The organism is Pengzhenrongella phosphoraccumulans (assembly GCF_045689905.1).
Taxonomy (GTDB): Bacteria; Actinomycetota; Actinomycetes; order Actinomycetales; family Cellulomonadaceae; genus Pengzhenrongella; species Pengzhenrongella phosphoraccumulans.
The window spans coordinates 4,515,399-4,538,283 of the sequence record NZ_CP144210.1 but is presented as its reverse complement, the minus strand read 5'-3'; the positions used below and the strand labels follow the sequence as shown (position 1 = coordinate 4,538,283).

Sequence of the window (22,885 nt, the reverse complement as noted above, 5' to 3'; positions counted from 1 at the left end):
GTCTAGGCTCGGGGCCGTGAAAACGTTCGAGTCGCTGTTCGCCGAGCTGGCCGACAAGGCCGCCACCCGCCCCGCAGGATCCCGCACCGTCTCCGAGCTCGACGCCGGGGTGCATTCCATCGGCAAGAAGGTCGTCGAGGAGGCGGCCGAGGTGTGGATGGCCGCGGAGTACGAGGGCCGCGACCGCACCGCCGAGGAGATCTCGCAGCTGCTCTACCACCTGCAGGTCATGATGATCGCGAGCGATCTCACGCTCGACGACGTCTACAAGTTCCTCTGACCTGATCGATCCGGCTCGTCCTACGTTGTGGGGATCTGAAGTGTTTCGCATCGCCGTCCCGAACAAGGGCTCCCTGTCCGAGCCCGCCGTCACCATGCTCAAGGAGGCCGGGTACCGCCAGCGCCGCGACCCGCGCGAGCTCGTGCTGCAGGACCCGGACAACGACGTCGAGTTCTTCTTCCTGCGCCCGCGCGACATCGCGGTCTATGTCGGGTCGGGCACCGTCGACGCCGGCATCACCGGTCGTGACCTGCTGCTCGACTCGGGGGCCGACGCCGTCGAGCACCTCCCGCTGGGCTTCGGCGGGTCGACGTTCCGGTTCGCCGGACCGCCGTCCAAGGTCGGGTCCGTCGCGGAGATCGACGGGCTGCGCCTGGCGACGTCGTACCCGGTGCTCGTCACCAGCCACCTGGCCTCCCATGGGGTGACGGCCGCCGTCGTCCGCCTGGACGGAGCGGTGGAGTCCGCCGTCCAGCTCGGCATCGCCGACGTCGTGGCCGACGTCGTGTCGACCGGGACGACGCTGCGCGGCGCCGGGCTCGAGGTCTTCGGCGACCCGATCCTGGTCTCCGAGGCGGTGCTGATCCGGCCGCGCGCGAGCGAACCCTCGTCCGGCCTGGAGACCCTCACCCGTCGCCTTCAGGGCGTGCTCGTCGCTCAGCAGTACGTGCTCATGGACTACGACGTGCCGGTCGCCCACGTCGACCGCGCGATCGCCATCACGCCGGGCCTGGAGTCGCCGACCGTGTCGCCGTTGCACAACCGCGAGTGGGCGGCGGTGCGCGCCATGGTCCGCCGCGACGAGACCAACCGGATGATGGACGACCTGTACGAGGTCGGTGCGCGCGCCATCATCGTCACCTCGATCCACGCCTGCCGGCTCTGACGGCCGTGGACACCCCGCGGGACGTGGCCCGGCGCGAGCTGCACGCGCCGTTCCGGCCGCGGCTCGCGCGCGTGGTCGCCCTGATCCTCGGGCTCGTCGTGGCGGTGGCGACGCCGGTGCTGGTGCTCACGATCCCCGGCGAGTACGGGCTGCCCGACCTGGTCGGGTTCGCGCTGGTCGGCGGGGCGATCGTGTGGTTCTGCTGGCGGCAGGCCACGGTGCGGGTCACGGTCGATGAGACCGGCGTCTCGGTGCGCAACCTGCTGCTCTCGCGCCGGCTGGAGTGGGCCGAGATCGTCTCGGTCCGGTTCGGTCAGGGCCGCCCCTGGGTCCAGCTCGACCTGGCCGACGGCGACACGCTCGCCGTCATGGGCATCCAGCGGGCCGACGGCGCCTTCGCCGCGGCCGCCGCGAGCCGCCTGGCCACCCTGGTGGCTCTGCATACCCGCACGCCGGGAAACAACTGACCGAGCCGCTCCTGCGGGTTCGGCTACAGAAGGCGCGCGGCGTGCACGCCGGCCGCAGCGGCGGTGAGGAACGCGGCCGGGTCCTCGGCCAGCCCGCGACCCATGGTCGACAGCTGCACGGGGGAGGCCGCGAGCGCGGCGAGGAGATCCCCGCCGGCGTCGACCCGGACGAGGCGGTGCGGGCCGACGGGTGCCCCCAGGGCGAGCGCCTGCTGGTGCACGCGGGCCCCGAGCGCGTCGAGCGAGCCGCTCTCCAGCGGCGCGACGCCGTCGTCGTCCGCCAGGCCCTCGATCGGGCCGGGCTCGAACACCGGCACGACGACGTCGGCCGCCACGAGCGCGACCCGGCCGTACGCCGTGAGCGAGTGGTGGGAGATCCCGAGGTGCCGCGGGCGCAGGTCGGCGCCGGACACCCGCAGCGAGGCGACGGGCCGTCCGCCCAGCACTCCGGCGGCGTTGATCGCCTCACCCGCGGCGACCCCGGAGAAGCCCCAGCGCGTGCCGGTGCCGAGGTTGCCCGGGCCCTGGGCGACCACGACGAGGTCGGCGCCCACGACCAGGCGCGCCGCGAGCAGCGCGGTGTGCACGGTGACGGCCTCGTGGTCGCCGCCGAAGGCCTGGCCGGCCGTGAGGCACGAGGAGATCCAGCCGGCGTCGCGCAGCCCCGCGATGGTGCGGGAGAACCAGGCCGGCAGCGCACCCCCGTCGGTCATGACGTAGGCCACCTTCGGTGCCGGTCGGCCCGCGAGCGCGGCGGCGTGCCGAGCGCCGGCGATGATCGCGGGCAGGGCGGAGTGCAGATCGGCGACGACGACGGGCAGCCCGGCCAGGTCGTCCGCGTCGCGCAGCATCGCGTGGTGCGTGGACTCCTGCTCGTCGACGCCGAGGACGAGCGCCTGCAGCGGCGTGTAGCGCGCCTTGACGAGGTGCCCGGGACCGCGCACGGGATCGGACGGCGGCGCGTCCGGCAGGGCGATCACCATGGCGTACCCCCCGGTGCCGAGCCCGCGCGCGAGCGCCGAGACGTTCAGCAGCACCCGGTCGCCGACCGCCGGGTCGCCCACGAGCGCGGGATACGCCAGGGCGCGCACCTCGGTCCCGGCCGGCAGGACAGCGGTCTCGACCGGGCGGGCGGACCCGTCCGCGGCCGCCAGCCGGACCTGGATCTCGACGGCCCCGGTCCACGACTTGCCCCGGGACACCACAACGCCTGCTCGCCACGTGATCACCCGGCCACGCTACCGGCAGGCGTGGGCGCTTCCGGCCACTAGCGTGGTGCCCGATGTCCGATCACCTGCACCCCGCCGAGCGGCTGCTCAACCTCGTCATCGCGCTGGTCAACACCGCCGGCCGACTGACGAAGGACCAGATCCGTTCCACCGTCGCCGGGTACGCCGACGCCCCGACCCCCGATGCCTTCGAGCGCATGTTCGAGCGAGACAAGGACGCGCTGCGTGAGCTCGGCATCCCGATCCTCACCGTCGTGGGCACCGGCCACAGCGACGACATCGGCTACCGCATCGACCAGGAGGCGTACGCGCTGCGCGCCGTCGAGCTGACCGCGGCCGAGCTCGGCGTGCTGTCGCTCGCGGCGGCGTTCTGGCAGGACAAGTCGTTGCGCACAGATGCCCAGCGCGCGCTGACCAAGCTGCGCGCCGTGGGTGCCGCGCCGGCCGGCACGGACCTCGTGGCTGGTCTGGCCCCGCGCGTCCGGGCCGCGGGGGACGCGTTCGGGCCCCTGCTCGACGCCGTCCAGGCGCGCCAGGCGGTCCGGTTCACCTACCGCGCGGCCAGCACCGGGGAGGTGTCCGAGCGTGTCGTCGAGCCGTGGCGGCTGCTCGCCCGCGGAGGTGGCTGGTACGTCGTCGGGCGTGATCGGGATCGGGACGCGGCCCGCTCGTTCCGGCTCAGCCGGCTCGAGGGCACGGTGAGCAAGGTCGGCGGGCCGGGGTCGTTCGAGATCCCGACCGACCTCGACGCCGCCGCCGTGCTCGCGGGGCGCGCCGCCGACGCCGTCCGCGACGCGACCCTCGCGCTGCGCCCGGAGCGGGCCAGCGCGCTGCGGGCGCGCGCGGTCCCCGCCCCGGACGTAGAGGCGTCCGGGTCAGGCACGGGCGCCGCGCCGCAGCTCGCGCAGCGCGACGTGGTCCACGTGGCGTTCACCTCGCTGACCGACCTGGCTGACGAGCTCGCCGGGTACGCCGACGCCGTCGTGGTGCTCGCGCCACTCGACCTGCGCGAGGAGGTGCTGCGTCGCCTGCGTGCCGCGGCCCTGCTCGACGCACCTCGACCAGACGCACCCCGACCAGACGCACCCCTACCGGACGCGCCGACGACAGGAGAAGCCCGTGGCTGAGAAGGCGAGCGACCGGCTCCTGCGCATGCTCGGCATGATCACCTACCTCGACCGGCACGCCGGGGTGCCGCTCGAGCAGCTCGCCGCCCAGTTCGGGGTGAGCACGCACCAGGTGGTCGAGGACATCGACACGCTGTGGGTCACCGGCACGCCCGGGTACTGGCCGCATGACCTGATCGACTTCGACGCCGCGTCCTACGACGAGGGCGTGGTGCGCCTGGTGGAGTCGCGCGGGATGACGAGCCCGCTGCGGCTGGGCACCCGCGAGGCCGTGGCGTTGATCGCCGCGCTCCGGGCCATGCGCGCCGTCCTGCCCCCCGGCCTGGACGAGGGGCGCGCCCAGGTGCTCTCCTCGGCGCTCGACAAGCTCACCGCTGCGACCGGCGAGGCGGCCGCGGCGGTGGACGTGCGGCTCGCGCGGGAGGGAGCGCCCGAGGTGCTCGCCGCCCTGGCGGACGCGGTCTCGCGCGGACGGCGGCTGCGGCTGCGGTACGTGACCGCCGCGGACGTCACCTCCGTGCGCGAGGTCGACCCGATCCGGCTCCTGACCGAGGACGAGCACTCCTACCTGCAGGCCTGGTGCTACCGGGCGGGGGACGAGCGGCTGTTCCGGGTCGACCGCGTGCTCGAGGCCGAGGTGCTTGCCGTCCCCGCGGCGCAGCACGGCGTCAGCGCCCACGTCGCCCCGTTCGCCCCGGCTCCCGACGACGAGCTGGTCACCCTCGAGCTCGCCAGCCGGGCCCGCTGGATCGCCGAGCAGGTCCCGGTCGAGAGCGTCGTGAACCTGCCCGACGGCGACTTCCGCGTCGCCCTGCGCGTCGCCGACCCGGCCTGGCTGCGCCACCTGCTGCTCCGGGTCGCCCGCGACGTGCACGCGGTCACCCCGGCCCGGGTCGCCGCCGACGCGGCTTACGCCGCCCGTGAGGCCCTGGCCGCCTACGCCACCGGCGCCACGCCCAGCAGATAGCCTGTGCGGATGCTCTGGTTCACCGTCTGGACGGTCCTCGTGCTCGCCACCCTCGGTGGCGGGTTTCTGCTCGGGCGAGACCTGTGGCGCAAAGGCAAGGCGCTCCTGGCCGAGGTGGGACGCGCCGGGGAGGTCGCGAGCGCGTTCGCTGCCCGGACCGACGAGCTCACTGCCGCCGCCCAGACCGAGCCGGTGACGCACGACCTGCTCACCGACCGTGCGATCCCGCTCGCTCGCCGCGACGAGCTGCGCGCCCGGCGTGCGGTCCGCCGGCAGCTACGGCAGTTGCGCCAAGAGCAGACGGTGCGTGGATGGCGCGCGTACTCTCGCTGAGTTGGGCAAGGATCACCCGATTGGCATCACGAATTGCCCCGAGCGTGCGAGTTACGATGGCGAAAGCGCCAAGAAGAGGAAGGTCGTCATGCCGAACCTGAGGGCACCTGAGATTCTGCTGATCCTGCTGGTCGTTCTGCTGCTCTTCGGGGCGAAGCGACTGCCTGACCTGGCCAAGAGCGTCGGCAAGTCCCTGAAGATCCTCAAGACCGAGGTCAGGGACATCAACGACGACGCGCCGGCCGCCACGCCTCCGGTGGCCACCCCGCCGGCTGCCGCGCCTCCTGTCGCCGCGCCGTACACGCCCCCCGCGACAGCCCCGCCGACGCAGTTCCCGACGACGCAGGTCCCGACGAACGCGGACACCTCCGACCGCAAGCAGGTCTGAGCCGGAAGTGAACGCCCGCCCCACCCGGCAGCGCAAGGACGACGCGGGCCGGATGCCCCTTCGTGCGCACCTGGTCGAGCTGCGCAAGCGCGTCGGCCTCGCCGCGATCGGACTTGTCCTCGGCGCGATCGTGGGCTGGATCGTCTACCCGACGGTGTTCGCGATCCTGCAGGCCCCCGTGGTGCAGCTCAACCAGCAGCAGGGTCGACTGATCGCGCTGAACTTCAGCGGGGTCGTGTCGGCGTTCGACATGCAGCTCAAGGTGGCGCTGTTCGTCGGCGTGCTGATCTCCAGCCCGTGGTGGGTCTACCAGCTGTGGGCGTTCATCACGCCTGGCCTGACCCGGCGCGAACGACTGGTGACCATCGGGTTCCTCGGCGCGGCCGTGCCGCTGTTCCTCACCGGCGCGTTCCTCGCGTGGTGGCTGCTGCCCAAGGCGGTGGGCGTGCTGACCGGGTTCACCCCGGCCGACTCCACCAACCTCATCTCCGCGCAGGAGTACCTCACGTTCGTCATGCGGATGGTGCTCGCCTTCGGCGCGGGCTTCCTGCTGCCCGTGATCATGGTCATGCTCACCCAGGTCGGGATCGTGGCCGGTCGCACGTGGCTCGGTGGCTGGCGGGTCGCCGTCCTGCTCTCGTTCGTCTTCGGCGCGGTCGCCACGCCCACGGGCGACGCGATCTCGATGCTCGTGCTCGCCCTGCCGATCACGGCGCTCTACTTCATCGCCGTCGGCGTCACGCTGCGGATCGACCGGCGCGCCGCGAAGCGTGCAGCCGCCGAGGAGCTGGCGCAGGGGTGAGCCGGCTGGGAGTCGTCATCAACCCGACCGCGGGCCGGGGCAGGGGGTCGGAGGTCGGGGCGTCGGTGCTCTCGGCGCTGCGCCGGCGCGGGCATGCGATCGAGGACCTGTCGGCCGGCAGCCTGGCCGAGGCCACGGCACGCGCGCGGCACGCGGCCGTCGCGGGGCTCGACGCGATCGTCGTCGTCGGCGGGGACGGCATGTCCCATCTCGGCGTCAACGTCGTCGCGGACACCGATCTGCCGCTCGGGATCGTCGCGGCCGGCACGGGCAACGACGTCTCCCGCTCGCTCGGCCTGCCCCAGTCGGACGTCGCCGCGTCCGTGCGTGCCATCGAGCACGGCCTGAGCGAAGGTCCGCGGCGCATCGACGCGGTCAGTGCCGGGCCGCCCGACTACAGCGCACGGGAGTGGTTCCTCGGCGTGATGTCGTGCGGGTTCGATGCCGCCGTCAACGCGCGCGCCAACACGATGACCTGGCCGCGGGGCAGCGCCCGGTACGTGCGCGCGGTGGCCGCGGAGCTCACCCGGTTCAAGCCGTACGGCTACAAGCTCACGCTGGACGACACCGTGTGGGAGTCGGCCGGGACGGTGGTCGCGGTGGCCAACACCTCGGTCTTTGGCGGTGGCATGCGGGTCGCCCCGAACGCGCTGATGGACGACGGGCTGCTCGACGTCGTCGTGGCCGGCCCGTTCACGAAGGGCGGTGTCGTCAAGATCTTCCCGGGGCTGTACAGCGGGCGGCACCTGCGCCACCCCGCCGTCCAGGTGTTCCGGTCCCGCACGGTGCTCATCGAGGCGGACCTCCGGCTGGGGACCGTGCCGCCGGCGGCATTCGCCGACGGCGAGCGGCTCGGCCCGCTCCCGCTCCGGGCCGAGGTCCACCCCGGCGCGCTGGCCGTCCTCGCCTGATCGGTGCCGAACCGCGCCCGCGGCTCGGAGCGGGGGCGGGCATGGACCCACCTGGGGGCTGGGATGCCTAGGCTGACCGATGTGTCCGCAGAAACTGAGCCCTCGGGGCCGACCGAGCTCGAGATCTTCCGTGCGCTGCTGGACTTCACGCTCGACGACTTCCAGGTGGCCGGCTGCGAGGCCCTGGAGGCCGGCCGTGGGGTGCTGGTGGCGGCACCGACGGGAGCGGGCAAGACGGTCGTCGGCGAGTTCGCCGTGCACCTCGCGCTGGCCAGCGGCCGCAAGGCGTTCTACACGACCCCCATCAAGGCGCTGTCGAACCAGAAGTATGGCGACCTCGTGCGCCGCTACGGTCCGGACCGGGTCGGGCTGCTCACCGGGGACACCACGGTCAACGGCGAGGCGCCGATCGTGGTCATGACCACCGAGGTGCTCCGCAACATGCTGTACGCGGACTCCCGCACGCTCGACGGCCTCGGGTACGTGGTGATGGACGAGGTGCACTATCTCGCGGACCGGTTCCGCGGCCCGGTGTGGGAGGAGGTCATCATCCACCTCGCGCCCGACGTGCAGCTGGTGTCCCTGTCGGCGACCGTGTCCAACGCCGAGGAGTTCGGCGACTGGCTCGAGATGGTCCGCGGGGACACTGCGGTCGTGGTCAGCGAGCACCGGCCCGTGCCGCTCGGCCAGCACGTGCTGGCCCGCGGCGAGCTCTACGACCTGTACGCCGGGCACGTCGACCCGACCGCGCCCGGGGTCAACCCGCCGATCAGCCCCGAGCTCGCCGACGCGATGCGACGCCGCGACCGCGCGGCGAGCGACTCCGGTCCCGTGGGCCGCGGTCCACGCGGTCGCGGCGACCGCGGGTACCGGGGCGGGGGCGGCTACCGCAGTGGTGGGGACCGGCCCGGCGGGCCGAACCGTTCGTCGTTTCGCCCGACGCCGCGGTTTGCCGTCGTCACGCTGCTGGCCGACGCCGGCCTGCTGCCCGCGATCGTGTTCATCTTCTCGCGCGCCGGGTGCCAGGGCGCCGTCAGCCAGTGCCTCGCCGCCGGGCTGCGGTTGACGACCCCCGCGCAGGAGGCGCAGATCCGGCAGATCGTGGCCGACCGGTGCGCCACCCTCCCGCCGGAGGACCTCGCGGTGCTCGGGTACTTCGAGTGGCTGGAGGCGCTCGCACGCGGCCTTGCCGCCCACCATGCCGGGATGCTGCCGATCTTCAAGGAGACCGTCGAGGACCTGTTCTCGCGGGGCCTGGTCCAGGTCGTCTTCGCCACCGAGACGCTCGCGCTGGGCATCAACATGCCGGCAAAATCGGTCGTGCTCGAGAAGCTGGTCAAGTGGGACGGCTCCGCGCACGTCGACATCACCCCGGGGGAGTACACCCAGCTCACGGGGCGGGCGGGGCGCCGCGGGATCGACGTGGAGGGTCACGCGGTCGTCGTCGAGCACCCCGGGCTCGACCCGATCGCGCTGGCGGGCCTCGCGTCGAAGCGCCTGTACCCGCTGAGGTCGAGCTTCGTCCCGACCTACAACATGGCCGTCAACCTCGTCGCGCAGGTGGGCCGCGAGCGCGCCCGGGAGGTGCTCGAGACGTCGTTCGCCCAGTTCCAGGCCGACCGCGGCGTCGTCGGGCTGGCGAAGCAGGCCAAGGCGCACGCCGAGGCGCTCGAGGGCTACGACGAGGCCATGCGGTGCCACCTGGGCGACTTCGCCGAGTATGCGGGGCTGCGTCGCGCGATCTCCGAGCGCGAGCACGGCCTGACCCTGGACGCGTCCCGCGAGCGCCGGGACGCCGCTGCCCGCTCCCTGCAGGGCCTGCGCATCGGCGACGTGCTCGAGATCCCCACCGGGCGGCGGGCGGGGCACGCCGTCGTGATCGACCCGGGCACGGACGCCGGCGTCGAGGGTCCGCGGCCCACTCTGCTCATGGACGACCGCCAGGTGCGTCGCGTCTCGATCGCCGAGGTGCCCGACGGCGTCCGCACGATCGGCTCGCTGCGGGTCCCGCGCGGGTTCAACGGCCGCAACCCCGCCGCACGCCGGGCGCTTTCCGCCGACCTGCGCGCCTGGCTCCCGACCGCCTCGACCCCCCGCGGCGGGAAGCGTCGGCCGCCGAAGGGCCACCACGCCGCGGACCAGGACGCCGAGCTCGCCGCGCTGCGCCGCCGTGTGCGCGCACACCCCTGCCACGCCTGCCCGGAGCGCGAGGATCACGCCCGGTGGGCCGAGCGGGCCGACCGCCTGCGTCGCGAGCACGCCGCGCTGCTGGCGCGGATCGAGGGCCGCACGAGCTCGATCGCCCGGGTCTTCGACCGCATCTGCGACGTCCTGCAGCGCCTGGGCTACCTCGCGGTGACCGACGGCGCCGGGCACGGACCGGGGCACGATCAGGTGACCGTGACGACGGACGGGCAGTGGCTCCGGCGCCTGTACGCGGAGAACGACCTGCTCGTGGCCGAGTGCCTGCGTCGCGGGGTGTGGGCCGACCTCGACGGGCCCGGGCTGGCGGCCGCGGTCTCGACGGTCGTGTACTCCGCGCGCCGCGACGACCGCGAGGGCGCGCCACGCATCCCCGGCGGGCCAGCCGGCAAGCTCGGCCGCGCCCTCGAGGAGACGGGCGAGATCTGGGCCGAGCTCGAGGAGCTGGAAGGCGAGCACCAGATCGAGACGACCGGTCCGCTGGACCTCGGCCTGGTCGAGGTCGTGCACCGGTGGGCCGCCGGGCGCAGCCTCGAGGTCGTGCTCAAGAGCACCGACCTTGCCGCGGGGGACTTCGTGCGCTGGTGCAAGCAGATCATCGACCTGCTCGACCAGATCGCCCAGGCCGCACCCGACGCGCGGGTGCGCGAGGCGGCGCACCGGGGCGTGCGGGGCCTGCGTCGCGGCGTGGTGGCGTACTCGTCCCTCTGACCGCGGCGTCGCGGCGCTGCGGCACCGCCGGTCCTGGCTGGTCAGGACGGGCAGCCGGTGGGCCTATCGTGAGCGACTGTGAGCTCCACCCTGTACCGCCACGGCGTGATCCATTCCCCGGCTGACCCGTTCGCCGAGGCCCTCCTCGTGACCGACGGCGTCATCGCGTGGCTCGGTGCGGACGACACCGCGGCGGGCCTCGCGGCGAACGCCGACGAGGTGGTCGACCTCGACGGCGCGCTCGTCGCCCCGGCCTTCGTCGACGCGCATGCGCACGTGCTGGAGACCGGGCTCGCGCTGGTCGGCCTGGACCTGTCGGTGGGCGCCGGCGTCCACTCGCTCGCCGGGGCGCTGTCCGCGCTCGCCACCGCCACCCGCGAGGCGCGCGCGGCCGGGGCGACCGGGCCGCTGCTCGGGCACGGCTGGGACGAGCGTGCCTGGCCCGAGGGCCGCGCCCCGACCCGGCTCGAGCTCGACGCGGCCACCGGCGGTGCGCCGGTCTACCTCGCGCGCGTCGACGTCCACTCCGCGGTGGTGTCGTCGTCGTTCGCGTCGGTCGCCGGCCTGGCCGGGCTCGAGGGCTGGACGGCCGACGGCGGCGTCCGGGGTGCGGCCCACCACGCGGCGCGGGAGGCCGCGCGCGAGGTCGAGCCCGCCCATCGGGAGGACCTCTACCGCCGCGCCCTCGGCGAGGCGGCGTCCCGCGGGATCGCGTCGCTGCACGAGCACAGCGCGCCCTTCATCGACACCCGGGCCGGGCTCACCGCCCTGCTGGCGCTCACGTCGGACCCCACCGGCGGGCTCCCGCACGTCGTGGCTTACCGCGGCGAGCTGTGCGCGACCACCGACGACGCCCGCGAGGTGCTCGCGGCCCTGCCGGGCCTGACCGGCATCGGTGGGGACCTCAACGTCGACGGGTCCCTGGGCTCGCACACCGCCGCCCTGCGTCAGCCCTACAGCGATCTTTCGGGCGCCGGCGCGCACAGCGGCACGCTCTACCTCGCCGCCGACCAGATCGCCCGCCACCTCGTCGCGGTGTCTGGGACCGGGATGCAGGCAGGCTTCCACGTGATCGGCGACCGCGCCATGGACGAGTTCCTGGCGGGCCTGCGCCTGGCGGTGGACGAGGTCGGGGCGAGCGCGATCCGCTCCGGCGGGCATCGGGTCGAGCACGCCGAGATGATCGATGCCCCGACGCTGGCGGCGCTCGTGCTGCTCGGGGTGCGGCTGAGCGTCCAGCCCGCGTTCGACGCGGCCTGGGGCGGGCCCGGCGGGATGTACGCCGAACGGCTCGGCGCCGGCCGCGGGGCGTCGCTCAACCCTCTCGCGGACCTCGCCGCCGCCGGGGTGCCGATGGCCTTCGGCTCCGACTCGCCGGTGACCCCGTTCGACCCCTGGGCAGGCGTCGGTGCCGCCGTCACACTGCACGAGGCGGACCAGCGCATCTCGGCCCGCGCGGCGTTCCGCGCGCACACCCGGGGCGGCTGGCGCCTGGCCGGGCTCGACCACACGGGCGCCGGGGAGATCCGGCTCGGGGCACCGGCCCACCTCGCTCTCTGGCGGGCCGAGAACCTCGTCGTGCAGGCCGCCGACGGACGGGTCTCGGCCTGGAGCACGGACGCGCGCGCGGGTACCCCGCTGCTGCCCGAGGTGGGTCCGGACGCAGCCCCGCCGCAGTGCCTGCGCACCGTGCGGGGCGGCGTCGTCATCTTCGACGCGCTGGGCTGAGCACCGGCGGCTGCACGTCCGCCGAAAGGCCCTGACCTGCGGGTTCTACCACAATCGGTGCGTACGCGACAGTGGAACCGGTCACGAGCGGTGCGGGCAGCGGGCGGTCCGGGCGGTGCTCCGGACAGCCCCCGGGCGGGCACCGCGGCGACACGCCGCACGACACGCCGAGGACTCGTCGAGGTCGCTCCCGGCGCCGTCCGGCTGACCTGCGGTGATGCTTTTGAACTGGCCATACGTCCCCTTGACAGCCCTTGCTGACCCGGTAGGTTCACTTCTTGTTCCGCTTTCGACAGCTGTTGAGTAGTCCGGAGTTCACCTCCAGGACCCTCGCCCTTCTCGATCGCCGGACACCGGCTGGACCCGCGTGTTCAACAGAAAACAGGCGATCTCCCCATGGGGGGAGCGCTTGGTACGAAGGGCACGCGGGTCGGTCGGTCCGCCCCTGACTGGTGCTGTCGTACTCTTCTTCAATGCCCCGCCTCGAGCCCACCCGTTGGTGGGGCCTCGTGCTTGCCGCGGGCAGCGGATTCCTCACCGAAGCAGCCTTCCCCGACCGCGGTTGGTGGGGTGCGGCGTTCATCGGCATGGCCCTGCTGTTCCTCGCTCTGCAGCGCGACAGCGCCCGGTGGAACGCACTCGTCGGGCTCGTCTGGGGCCTGGCCTTCTTCGCCCCGCACATCACCTGGGCCAACTACGTCGTCGGCAGGGTGCCCTGGGTCGCGCTGTCGGTGTTCGAGGCGCTCTACATCGCCCTGTTCGGGGTGCTCTGGACGTGGGCTCGCCGCGGCACGTCCATCTGGCGCAGCGCGGGCCTCCAGGTGACGGCGTTCGTGGTGCTCTGGGTCGCGGTCGAGGAGCTCCGGTCGATCGCGCCGTTCGGCGGGTTCCCCTGGGGCCGGCTGGCCTTCTCCCAGGCGGACTCGCCGCTCGCGCGGCTCGCCTGGCTCGGTGGTGCCCCACTCGTGTCGGCCGCCGTCGTCGCGGTCGGCGCGCTCCTGGCGGTCGGCCTGCTCGCGGCGCGGCGCCTGTCGGTGGTGCGCACGGGGGTGGCGGTGAGCCTCGCGGTGCTGCTCGTGCTCGCGGGGCTGATCGTCCCGCTCGACACGCAGGCCCAGGACGGGCAGCTTCGCGTCGGCGCCGTCCAGGGCAACGTGCCCACTCCCGGTGCGGATGCGTTCTCCCAGGCCAGGGAGGTGCTCCACCTGCACGCCCAAGGCACGAAGGCGCTCCTCGACCAGGTGGAGCCCGGCGAGCTGGACGTCGTGCTGTGGCCCGAGAACGGGACCGACGTCGACCCCCAGGTCGACGACGCCGCTGCCGCCGAGATCGACGCGGCCGCACGCGCCGTGGACGCCCCGATGCTCGTGGGGACGGTCCAGTACCCGCCCTCGGGCGGGCGCTACAACACGGCCGTGCTGTGGGTCCCGGGCGAGGGGATCGTGGCGACCTACGTCAAGCAGCACCCGGCCCCGTTCGCCGAGTACATCCCGCTGCGCCGCTGGGTGCGACCGTTCTCCTCAGCGGTCGACCTCGTGGTCAACGACATGATCGCCGGCACCAAGGTGGGAGTGATCCCGCTCGAGTCCGCGCGGCTCGGGCGCACCGTGCCGCTCGGTGACGTGATCTGCTTCGAGGTCGCGTACGACCCCCTGGTGCGCGAGGCGGTGCGGGCCGGTGCCGAGGTGATCGTGGTCCAGACCAACAACGCCTCGTTCGGATTCACCGACGAGTCCACCCAGCAGCTGGCGATGTCGCGGCTGCGCGCCATCGAGCACGGCCGCGCGACGGTGCAGATCTCGACCGTGGGGGTCAGCGCGATCATCGCGCCGAACGGGGTCGTCAGTCAGCAGACCGACCTGTTCACCCCGGCGCAGCTCGTGGCGTCGCTACCGTTGCGCACCTCGCTCACCCCGGCGACCCGGTTCGGGGACTGGCTCGCGTGGGGGACCGTGCTGCTCGCACTTGTCATCGTGGGGTCCGGCATGGCCGGCGCCGCTCGTGTTCGTCGCTTCGACCGTCCGGAAGGCTTGTGATGCGCGCAGTAGTCGTGGTCCCGACCTACAACGAGCTGGAGGCTCTGCCGATCACCCTCGGCCGGCTCCGCTCGGCGGTGCCCGAGGCGGACGTACTGATCGTGGATGACGGCAGCCCGGACGGCACCGGTGACCTGGCGGACAAGTTCGCCATCGACGACCCCGCGGTGCAGGTGCTGCACCGGGCGAGCAAGCTCGGCCTGGGGCAGGCCTACATCGCGGGGTTCCGCTGGGCGCTGGCGCAGGGGTACGAGGTCGTCGTCGAGATGGACGCCGACGGATCGCACCGCGCCGAAGACCTGCCGCGGCTCCTGGCGGCCCTGACGACGGCGGACCTGGTGCTCGGCTCGCGCTGGGTGCCCGGCGGGAGCGTCGTGAACTGGCCACGGCACCGCCAGCTGCTCTCGCGCGGCGGGAACACCTACACCCGGATCATGCTCGGCCTGCCCTTGCACGACGCCACCGGGGGCTTCCGGGCCTACCGCGCGTCGGTCCTCGCGGACCTGGACCTCGACGAGATCGCCTCGCAGGGGTACTGCTTCCAGGTCGACATGGCCCGGCGCGTGCTCGACGCCGGCGGTCGGGTGGTCGAGGTGCCGATCACCTTCGTCGAGCGTGAGCAGGGGACCTCGAAGATGAGCCGCGAGATCGTGATCGAGGCGCTCACCCGCGTGACCGTCTGGGGCGCGGCGCACCATGCACGCCGAACAGCCGGCGCGGTGCGCCGGCTGTTCGGTCGTACGAGGTAGATCAACCGCGGTGAGGCGTGCGGTCAGGCGCTCCGGCGCAGCTTGCCGGCGCGGAGCAGGTCGAGCCGCTCCTCGAGAAGCTCTTCGAGCTCCTTGACCGTGCGTCGCTCGAGGAGCATGTCCCAGTGCGTGCGCGGCTTCTTGCCGTTCTTCGGTTCCGGCCGGGTGGCGTCGCGGAGCAACGCCTCCTCGCCACACCGGCACTCCCAGACCAGAGGCACGTCGGCCTCGGTCGAGAAGGGCAGGATGATGGTGTGCCCGTTCGGGCAGTCATAGTGGGCCTGCAGCCGGGGAGCGAATTCCACGCCCTCTTCCGTCTCCAGGCTGTTGGAACCGATGCGCATTCCGCGCAAAGATCGGTTCGCCATCTGTACCTCCGTGGTGCCGTAATTCGCCTGATGTTCTACCGTCGTGTTCAACGCATACGACCCCGCCCGTGTTCCACGACAAGGTGAAGGTCCCGTGAACGTCGGTTGAGGTGGCTCTCTTGGCCGAGTTCTCAGGGCATCCCGCGGGTGTGACCCGCGTCCGTGCCCCGGGACTCAGGATGGCGGCACCCGATGCGCGCTGGCAAACTTTCCCGGTGTGACGCTCGACTCAGTTAGGACTTTCGCCTCATGCGACGGGTCGCAGCGGTAGGACGCGGGATCGATCGCGACCGATCGCCACGACCGCTCTCACCTGCAGGTCGACGGCGTCCATCGCCTCGTGCAGGGCCGCGGACCACCCGGCCTCGAACGTCCCCCGGTCGCCGCCGCCGCGGCGCACCAGGCCGAACGCGACGCCTCCGCCGGGTGCGTTCTGATCGACGAGCGTGCGTAGGTTCGTGGCGAGGTTCGCCACCATCGCGCGGTTGACGATCGTCGGCAGGTCTGGAATCGGGATCACGAGCGGGAGCGCGCGGTCGTCCTCGTCGAAAAAGATCACCCACAGCGCGCGCGGGCCGTCGCGTTCGGGACCCACGAGGGCCACGAGGTGCTCATGGATCTCCTCGGCGGTGCACAGCACGCTCCACGGCAGCGGGACGCGCTCATCATCGTCGTCGTCCTCGTACTCGTCTTCCTCGTACTCGTACTCGTCGAACGGGTCCAGATCGTCGTCGAGTCCGCCACGGCGCAGGATCTTCTCGTGGGACAGCGGGTTGCCGAATCGGTCCGAGCAGAGCGGGTAGCTGTCCCCGTACGGGAACGTGCGGTCGAGGGCGGGCGGGTGGTCGGGGGAGTCGGCGCCGTCGAGGTCGTCGTCCCAGCTGTCGTCGATGTGTGTCATGCCCGTCAGCCTCCCGACGGACGCCCGCTCGCTCCTGTCCGCGGCCGGTGTCGGGGGACGACCCGTCGAGCGAACCCGCCTGGGGGTGGGCGGCGGACCGGGGGCGGGAGCCGGTCAGCGGTCGGGGCCGCCCGGCTGGGCCAGCACGACGCCGTCGGTGAACATCACGCCGTCGGCGAACCGCGCCTCGACCCGGCCACCCCCGAACTGCTCGGCGTACAGCCGGGCGTAGAGCCCGTCGGGCGCCGCCACGAGCTCGTCATGCGTGCCGCGCTCGACCACGCGCCCGCCGTCGACCACGAAGATCACGTCCGCGTGCCGGATCGTCGACAGGCGGTGCGCGATCGCCAGCGTGGTCCGCCGGGTCATCGCGACCGCGAGCGCCTGCTGCACGAGCCGCTCCGAGGCCGAGTCGAGGGCCGAGGTCGCCTCGTCCAGGATGAGGATCCGCGGGTCCTTGAGCAGCACCCGCGCGATGGCGATGCGCTGCTTCTCGCCGCCGGACAGGCGGTAGCCCCGCTCGCCCACCGTGGTGGCGTACCCGTCGGCGAACGCGACGATCCGGTCGTGGATGTTCGCCGCGCGGCAGGCCTCCTCCAGCTCGGCGTCCGTGGCGTCGGGCTTCGCGTACCGCAGGTTCTCCGCGATCGTCGCGTGGAACAGGTAGGGGTCCTGCGTGACCATGCCCACGACGTCCGCGAGCGAACCCATGGTCAGGTCCCGGACGTCGAACCCGTCGATCAGGATGGCGCCCCGGTCCACCTCGTACAGCCGCGGGACGAGGTAGCTCAAGGTCGTCTTGCCCGCCCCGGACGGGCCGACGAACGCCGCGAGCTGCCCCGGCTCGATGACGATCGACGTGTCTCGTACAGCCCAGGGCCGACGGCGGCTGCCCCCATCGGCGGGCGCGGCCGGGGCCGAGGCGGCGTCGTCGGGCGCGAGGTCGCCCGCCACCAGCGGCGGTGCGGGCTGGGTCGAGCCGCCCGCCCGGCCGGCACCGGTCGGCGCGACCCCGTAGGCCAGCCCCATCCCGCGCGTGCCGCCACCGCCGTGGCCGCCGGCGACCGGCGCGGGCGCGAGCAGCAGCGGCGGCTCGGGGTAGGAGAACCAGACCCGGTCGAGCTCGACCCGGCCCCGCGCCGTGGCGGGGTCGAGCACCACGGCGTCGGGTCGGTCGGTGATCGCCGGGGTGAGGTCGAGGTACTCGAAGATGCGGCGGAACAGGGCCAGCGAGGTCTGCACGTCGAGCGCGACGCGCATGAGCGACAGCATCGGCATGAGCAGGCGCGCCTGCAGGGTGGAGAACGCCACCAGGGTGCCTGCGGTGAGCACCGAGCTGCCGGTGGTGCCCGTCGACCCCGCGAGCATGTAGCCGGCCACGAGGTACACCAGCGCCGGGGTGATGGCCATGAAGGCCGACACGACACCGAAGAACCCCTGGCCGGCCAGCGCCTGACGCACCTGCAGGTCCACGAGGCGGTCGTTCTCCTCGCGGTAGCGCCCGACCTCCGCGTCGGCCCGGTTGAAGATCTTCGCGAGGAGCACGCCCGACACGCTCAGCGCCTCCTGCGTGATCGCCGTCATGTCCGACAGCGACTCCTGCGTCGCCCGCGCGAGCCGCTGGCGGCGGGCTCCCACCCGGCGCTGCAGCACGATGAACACCGGCATGAGCGCGAGCGCCACCACGGTCAGCTGCCAGCTGAGCAGGATCATCGCCACGATCGAGGCGATCACGGTCACGGAGCTGGACAGGATGGACGACGCCGTCGTGGTCAGGACCGAGCCGACGCCGCCGACGTCGTTCGCGAGGCGCGACTGGATCGACCCGGTCTTCGTCGTGGTGAAGAACGCCAGCTCCATGCGTTCGAGGTGCTCGAACAGCCGTCCGCGCAGGTCGGCCATCGCGAGGTTGCCGACCTTGGTCGTGAGGTAGGTCTGACCGACGCCGATCGCGGAGCTGAGCAGCGGGATCGCGATCATGGCAGCCGTGAGCTTGAGCAGCAGGGGCAGGTCCACGCCGGCGCCGGTGGCGAACCCGAGCCCGTCGTCGAACACGCGACGGGTCAGGAAGGGCGTCACGACGCCGAGCGTCGAGGCCACCAGGATCGCCACCGCGACGAGCGCGAGCCGTCCCCGGTAGGGCATGAGCAGCGCGCCGATCCGGCGGAGCAGGGCGGGGGAGGCCGCGACCTCGGGGGTGCTCGCGCGCGGCTGCGTGTCTGACACGCCCACAGTGTGCGGTGCGGGTGCGCCGGCTGTCTGCCGCGGCGGCCCGGATTTCGCCGTTGGCGCAGCCCGGAATCAGGACAGGAAGGTGCGCAGCGCCTCGACCACCAGGGCGTGATCGTCGGCCTGCGCCAGGCCGGAGACCGTCACGGTGCCCACCACACCGACGTCGGCGATCCGGACCGGGAAGCACCCGCCGTGCGCGGCGTACTGCTGCAGGGGCAGGTCGTGCGCGACGGCGAACGTCGTGCCCTTGGCCACCGAGCGCAGGCCGACGAGGTAGGACGACGCGCCGAAGCGCTCCACGACCCGGACCTTGCGCTCGACCCACGTGTCGTTGTCGGCGACCGTGCCCGGCAGGGCTGCGTGGAACAGCTGCTGGGTGCCGCGGCGCACATCGATCGTGATCCCCAGCTCACGCTCCTGGGCGAGCTCGACGAGCAGGCACCCCAGCCGCCAGGCGTCAGCGTTGTCGAACCGGGCGAAGACGAGCTCACGCTCCTGTGCCTCGAGGGAGGCGATCGTGGTCAGGACGGCGGGATCGGGCGCGGTGGTCATGCGGGCGATGCTACGGCGCCCGAGCGGCCCGCGCGGAACTGCGCCAGCCGCGCCACGTACTCGGGCCGGGTGCCCTGGGTGCGCACCTCCTGCAGCACGTGCTCGCGCACCCCGCGGGCACGGAGGTCGGCGGTGAGGGCGGCCACGTCGTCGGGCAGCAGGACGGTGGGATCGACCGTGGTGCGCACCTGCAGGTCCACCCCGGACGCGATCGCCAGATCCAGGCACGCGAAGGCGTGGTCGGCGCCGCCGCGGACGCCGGTGACGGCCTCGTACCGGTGGGCGGGCGCCTTGAGGTCCAGCCCGACCCAGTCGCACAGCGGCAGGACCTCGGCGAACCGCCGCGGGTACGCCCCGGCGGTGTGCAGGCCGACGCCGAACCGCGCGGCCCGCACCTCGCGCATCGCCGAGCCGAGCCCGGCCTGCGCGGTCGGCTCGCCGCCGGAGAACACCACGCCGTCGAGCATCCCGGCGCGCCGGGCCAGCAGGTCGCGCACGGCCCGCCACGCCACGGTGCCCGGGGTGCGCGGGTCGAGCAGCCCGGGGTTGTGGCAGTAGCCGCAGGCCAACGGGCACCCCTGCAGGAAGACCGTCGCGACCAGCCGACCCGGCCAGTCGCACGTGGACAGGCGGGTCAGGCCGGCGATCTGCAGGTCGTCCGCGGTTGCGACCGGCCGAGCGGCCCGCGGCCCACCAGCGCGGGTCAGGAGCCCAGCGGGGCCGCTCATCTCGTGAGTGCCGCTTCCACGAACGGCACGCGCTCGGCGTGCTCGCCCTGCTTGCCGATGTTGAACGAGCTGACCGGGCGGAAGTACCCCATCACGCGCGTCCAGACCTCGCACGGGCCGCCGCACGTGGTGCAGGTCGGGTGCTCGCCGGCGAGGTAGCCGTGCGCGGGGCAGATCGAGAACGTCGGGGTGATCGTGATGTACGGCAGGCGGTGCGTGGACAGCGACCGCCGGACCAGCTCGCGGCAGGCGGCGGCGGAGGACATCTGCTCGGACATGTACAGGTGCAGCACCGTCCCGCCGGTGTACTTGGTCTGCAGCGCGTCCTGCCGGTCGAGCGCCTCGAACGGGTCGTCGGTGAAGCCCACCGGGAGCTGGGAGGAGTTCGTGTAGAACGGGTTCGCGTCGGTCCCGGCCTGGAGGATCTCGGGGAACCGCTTGCGGTCCTCCTTCGCGAACCGGTAGGTGGTGCCCTCGGCCGGGGTGGCCTCGAGGTTGTACATGTTCCCGGTGGCCTCCTGGAACTCGACCATGCGGGTGCGGACGTGGTCGAGCAGCCGCACCGCGAGCGCATGACCGGCCGGGGTGGTGATGTCGTCGGCGTCGCCCGTGTGGTTGCGGATGAGCTCGTTGATCCCGTTGACGCCGATCGTGGAGAAGTGGTTGCGCAGCCCGGCGCCGAGGTAGCGCTTGGTGTACGGGAACAGGCCCTCGTCGATGAGGCGGTCGATCACCTTGCGCTTGACCTCGAGCGAGTCGCGCGCCAGGTCGAGCAGCCGGTCGAGCGCGGCGAGCATGCCCGCCTCGTCGCCGGGGTGGAGGTAGCCGAGGCGCGCGCAGTTGATCGTGACCACACCGAGGGACCCGGTCTGCTCGGCCGACCCGAACAACCCGTTGCCGCGCTTGAGGAGCTCGCGCAGGTCCAGCTGCAGGCGGCAGCACATCGATCGGATCTGGTTCGGCTTGAGCTCGGAGTTGAGGAAGTTCTGGAAGTACGGCGTGCCGTACTTGGCCGTCATCGCGAACAGCCGGTCGGCGTTCTCGGACTCCCAGTCGAAGTCGGGCGTGATGTTGTACGTCGGGATCGGGAACGTGAACACGCGCCCGGACGCGTCGCCGGCCGTCATGACCTCGATGTAGGCACGGTTGATGACCGCCATCTCCGGTGCCAGGTCCCCGTAGGTGAAGTCCTGCTCGACGCCCCCGATGACCGGCACCTGCTCGCGCAGGTCCTCGGGGCACGTCCAGTCGAAGGTGAGGTTGGTGAAGGGCGTCTGCGTGCCCCATCGCGAGGGGACGTTGAGGTTGTAGATGAGCTCCTGGATGCCCTGGCGGACCTCCTCGTACGACAGGTGGTCCACCCGGACGAACGCGGCCATGTAGGTGTCGAACGAGCTGAACGCCTGCGCGCCCGCCCACTCGTTCTGCATCGTGCCGAGGAAGTTGACGATCTGACCGATGGCCGAGCTGAAGTGCTTCGGGGGAGTCGACTCGACCTTCCCGGGCACCCCGTTCAGGCCCTCCTCGAGCAGCACCCGCAGCGACCAGCCCGCGCAGTACCCGGCGAGCATGTCCAGGTCGTGCAGGTGCAGGTCGCCGTCGCGGTGCGCGCGGCCAATCTCGGGGGCGTAGACGTGCGAGAGCCAGTAGTTCGCGATGACCTTGCCGGCGGTGTTGAGGATCAGTCCGCCGAGCGAGTAGCCCTGGTTCGCGTTCGCGCTGACCCGCCAGTCCGAGCGGTCCAGGTACTCGTTGATCGACGAGCCGACCTCGACGACGGTGCGGGTGTCGTCCCTCAGCTGGGCGTGGCGTTCGCGATAGGTGATGTAGGCGCGGGCCGTGGCGGTGTGCCCGGCACCGAGCAGAGCCTGCTCGACGACGTCCTGGACGTGCTCGACGTGCGGGTAGGGCACCTGCTCGGCGGCGAGACGTCCCGCGACCTCGACGGTGAGCGCCGCGGCCCGGGCCCGGTCGACCTCCCCGATGGCGCTGCCGGCGCGCTCGATCGCCGATCGGATGCGGTCGGCGTCGAAGGTCGTCGTCGCACCGGTGCGCTTGATGACGCCGGTGGGCAGGGTGGGGCTGGGCATGGAGGTCCTCGGGGTTCGACGGCGTTCTCGTCGCCAACCAGGTCAAGCAGGACACTAGATGTAGTGGCCTCGCTCGATCGGACAACAAGATGTGCCATTTCTATCCCTCGAACAGGCCAGGGAACGGGACCTTCGTCCCGCGCCCGGCGGCATCAGCGACGCGTGGGCGGGGGAGGGGACCCGTCGTTGGCGGAGGTCACACCGTGATGACGATCTTCCCGCGGGCGTGCCCATCACCCACCTGGGTGAGCGCCCGGTCGGTCTCCGTCAGCGGATACGTGCGGTCGATGACCGGCGTGACCGCGCCCGCCTCGATCAGGTCCGCCAGAGCGATCAGGTCCGGCGTCGTGATCGCCACCACGAAGGTGGCCACCTTCTGGCTGCCGAACACGAAGCGCACGGCGGCGACGATCAGCCGGCCGGTGCTGGCGAACCACCGGTTGTCGAACCGTCCGCCGTTCGGCACGAGCGTCCCGGTCGGCGCGAGCACCCGGCGGAGGTCGGTGAGCGAGTGGTTCGACACGTTGTCGAGGATCACGTCGTAACGCTCCGCCTGCGCGGTGAAGTCGTCGGTCGTGTAGTCGATGACGTGGTCCGCGCCGAGCGAGCGCACCAGGTCGACGTTGCGGGTGCTGCACACGGCGGTGACCTCGGCGCCGAGCGCCTTGGCGATCTGGACGGCAAAGGTGCCGATGCCGCCGGAGGCGCCGTTGATCAGCACCTGGTCGCCCGGCCCGACATGGGCGTGGTCGCGCATCGCCTGCAGCGCGACCAGCCCGGCCATCGGGGCGGCGGCGGCCTGCTCGAAGCTGAGGCCGGCCGGCTTGCGTGCCAGCGTGCCCGGCGCTGCGGCCGCGAGCTGCGCGTACGAGCCGTCGGCCCGGCCGAAGACCTCGTCACCCGGCTGGAACTGGGTCACATGGCGACCGACCGCCTCGACGACCCCCGCCACGTCGGTTCCCCGGACGCGCCGTCTCGGCCGCGGCAGCCCGTACACGGGGCGGGCGATGTACGGCAGGCCGCACATGATCGCCCAGTCCGCCGGGTTGACGCCCGCCGCCCGGACCCGGATCAGCACCTGGTCGTCATCGATCGTCGGCGCGTCGATCTCGTGCGCCGCGAGCACCGTGGCCGGGCCGTACTGATCCTGGACGATTGCCTTCATGGTCCTTCACCTCTCGGGTAGACATACGTTGTA

At 72.7% G+C, this 22,885-nt stretch carries 21 protein-coding genes; 13 read left to right on the top strand and 8 right to left on the bottom strand.

What is annotated here, in order from left to right; all coding sequences use genetic code 11:
* Nucleotides 1–16 precede the first annotated feature (16 nt).
* The 3 genes from VTA80_RS20995 to VTA80_RS20985 are packed head-to-tail and all read left to right on the top strand — an operon-like array spanning nt 17 to nt 1,633.
* Nucleotides 17–280, top strand: a complete 264-nt coding sequence (locus VTA80_RS20995) for a phosphoribosyl-ATP diphosphatase (protein WP_407342999.1) — start codon at nt 17–19, stop codon at nt 278–280.
* A 40-nt stretch (nt 281–320) separates the two neighbouring features.
* Nucleotides 321–1,166, top strand: coding sequence for an ATP phosphoribosyltransferase (gene hisG, locus VTA80_RS20990; protein ID WP_407342998.1), 846 nt, complete (start codon nt 321–323; stop codon nt 1,164–1,166).
* A 5-nt stretch (nt 1,167–1,171) separates the two neighbouring features.
* Nucleotides 1,172–1,633: a PH domain-containing protein gene (locus VTA80_RS20985; RefSeq protein ID WP_407342997.1), complete on the top strand. Its 462-nt coding sequence runs from the start codon at nt 1,172–1,174 to the stop codon at nt 1,631–1,633.
* A 23-nt stretch (nt 1,634–1,656) separates the two neighbouring features.
* On the opposite strand, the gene VTA80_RS20980 is transcribed toward VTA80_RS20985, so the two are convergent.
* Nucleotides 1,657–2,862, bottom strand: coding sequence for a DUF3866 family protein (locus VTA80_RS20980; RefSeq protein ID WP_407342996.1), 1,206 nt, complete (start codon nt 2,860–2,862; stop codon nt 1,657–1,659).
* A gap of 53 nt (nt 2,863–2,915) precedes the next feature.
* On the opposite strand from VTA80_RS20980, the gene VTA80_RS20975 reads away from it, so the two are divergent.
* The 10 genes from VTA80_RS20975 (at nt 2,916) to VTA80_RS20930 (ending at nt 14,816) form a co-directional block, all read left to right on the top strand.
* Nucleotides 2,916–3,989, top strand: coding sequence for a helix-turn-helix transcriptional regulator (locus VTA80_RS20975; protein ID WP_407342995.1), 1,074 nt, complete (start codon nt 2,916–2,918; stop codon nt 3,987–3,989).
* Nucleotides 3,982–4,956 carry a helix-turn-helix transcriptional regulator gene (locus tag VTA80_RS20970; RefSeq protein ID WP_407342994.1) on the top strand — a complete coding sequence of 325 codons (975 nt, stop codon included), beginning with the start codon at nt 3,982–3,984 and terminating at the stop codon, nt 4,954–4,956. The genes VTA80_RS20975 and VTA80_RS20970 overlap by 8 nt, the downstream gene beginning before the upstream one ends.
* A 9-nt stretch (nt 4,957–4,965) precedes the next feature.
* Complete coding sequence (locus VTA80_RS20965; protein ID WP_407342993.1) at nt 4,966–5,289, top strand: hypothetical protein; 324 nt, start codon at nt 4,966–4,968, stop codon at nt 5,287–5,289.
* 88 nt (nt 5,290–5,377) lie between these two features.
* A complete protein-coding gene (tatA, locus tag VTA80_RS20960) occupies nt 5,378–5,677 on the top strand; it encodes a Sec-independent protein translocase subunit TatA (RefSeq protein ID WP_407342992.1) in 300 nt (99 codons plus the stop codon).
* A gap of 7 nt (nt 5,678–5,684) precedes the next feature.
* Entirely contained in the window at nt 5,685–6,479 is a 795-nt protein-coding gene (gene tatC, locus VTA80_RS20955) for a twin-arginine translocase subunit TatC (protein WP_407342991.1), read from the top strand.
* The gene (locus VTA80_RS20950) at nt 6,476–7,390 is read left to right on the top strand and encodes a diacylglycerol/lipid kinase family protein (RefSeq protein ID WP_407342990.1); all 915 of its coding nucleotides are present in this window, start codon (nt 6,476–6,478) and stop codon (nt 7,388–7,390) included. The genes tatC and VTA80_RS20950 overlap by 4 nt, the downstream gene beginning before the upstream one ends.
* Before the next feature lie 81 nt (nt 7,391–7,471).
* Nucleotides 7,472–10,303, top strand: a complete 2,832-nt coding sequence (locus VTA80_RS20945) for a DEAD/DEAH box helicase (RefSeq protein ID WP_407342989.1) — start codon at nt 7,472–7,474, stop codon at nt 10,301–10,303.
* 78 nt (nt 10,304–10,381) lie between these two features.
* Complete coding sequence (locus VTA80_RS20940; RefSeq protein WP_407342988.1) at nt 10,382–12,031, top strand: amidohydrolase; 1,650 nt, start codon at nt 10,382–10,384, stop codon at nt 12,029–12,031.
* A gap of 473 nt (nt 12,032–12,504) precedes the next feature.
* Nucleotides 12,505–14,067, top strand: a complete 1,563-nt coding sequence (gene lnt / locus VTA80_RS20935) for an apolipoprotein N-acyltransferase (protein WP_407342987.1) — start codon at nt 12,505–12,507, stop codon at nt 14,065–14,067.
* Nucleotides 14,067–14,816 carry a polyprenol monophosphomannose synthase gene (locus VTA80_RS20930; RefSeq protein ID WP_407342986.1) on the top strand — a complete coding sequence of 250 codons (750 nt, stop codon included), beginning with the start codon at nt 14,067–14,069 and terminating at the stop codon, nt 14,814–14,816. Before lnt ends, VTA80_RS20930 begins: the two co-directional genes overlap by 1 nt.
* Before the next feature lie 23 nt (nt 14,817–14,839).
* On the opposite strand, the gene VTA80_RS20925 is transcribed toward VTA80_RS20930, so the two are convergent.
* From VTA80_RS20925 to VTA80_RS20895, 7 genes are all read right to left on the bottom strand, one after another.
* Complete coding sequence (locus VTA80_RS20925; RefSeq protein ID WP_130102953.1) at nt 14,840–15,184, bottom strand: RNA polymerase-binding protein RbpA; 345 nt, start codon at nt 15,182–15,184, stop codon at nt 14,840–14,842.
* A gap of 247 nt (nt 15,185–15,431) precedes the next feature.
* A complete protein-coding gene (locus tag VTA80_RS20920) occupies nt 15,432–16,085 on the bottom strand; it encodes a hypothetical protein (RefSeq protein ID WP_407342985.1) in 654 nt (217 codons plus the stop codon).
* 114 nt (nt 16,086–16,199) lie between these two features.
* Nucleotides 16,200–18,311 (bottom strand): ABC transporter ATP-binding protein, encoded by a 2,112-nt coding sequence (locus VTA80_RS20915; protein ID WP_407342984.1) that lies wholly within the window; start codon nt 18,309–18,311, stop codon nt 16,200–16,202.
* Between the two features lie 75 nt (nt 18,312–18,386).
* Nucleotides 18,387–18,869 (bottom strand): heme-degrading domain-containing protein, encoded by a 483-nt coding sequence (locus tag VTA80_RS20910; protein WP_407342983.1) that lies wholly within the window; start codon nt 18,867–18,869, stop codon nt 18,387–18,389.
* Entirely contained in the window at nt 18,866–19,597 is a 732-nt protein-coding gene (locus VTA80_RS20905) for an anaerobic ribonucleoside-triphosphate reductase activating protein (RefSeq protein ID WP_407342982.1), read from the bottom strand. The genes VTA80_RS20910 and VTA80_RS20905 overlap by 4 nt, the downstream gene beginning before the upstream one ends.
* On the bottom strand, nt 19,594–21,687 hold the full coding sequence (locus VTA80_RS20900) for a ribonucleoside triphosphate reductase (protein ID WP_407342981.1): 2,094 nt from the start codon (nt 21,685–21,687) through the stop codon (nt 19,594–19,596). The genes VTA80_RS20905 and VTA80_RS20900 overlap by 4 nt, the downstream gene beginning before the upstream one ends.
* Before the next feature lie 196 nt (nt 21,688–21,883).
* Nucleotides 21,884–22,852 (bottom strand): NAD(P)-dependent alcohol dehydrogenase, encoded by a 969-nt coding sequence (locus VTA80_RS20895; protein ID WP_407342980.1) that lies wholly within the window; start codon nt 22,850–22,852, stop codon nt 21,884–21,886.
* Nucleotides 22,853–22,885: the final 33 nt, after the last annotated feature.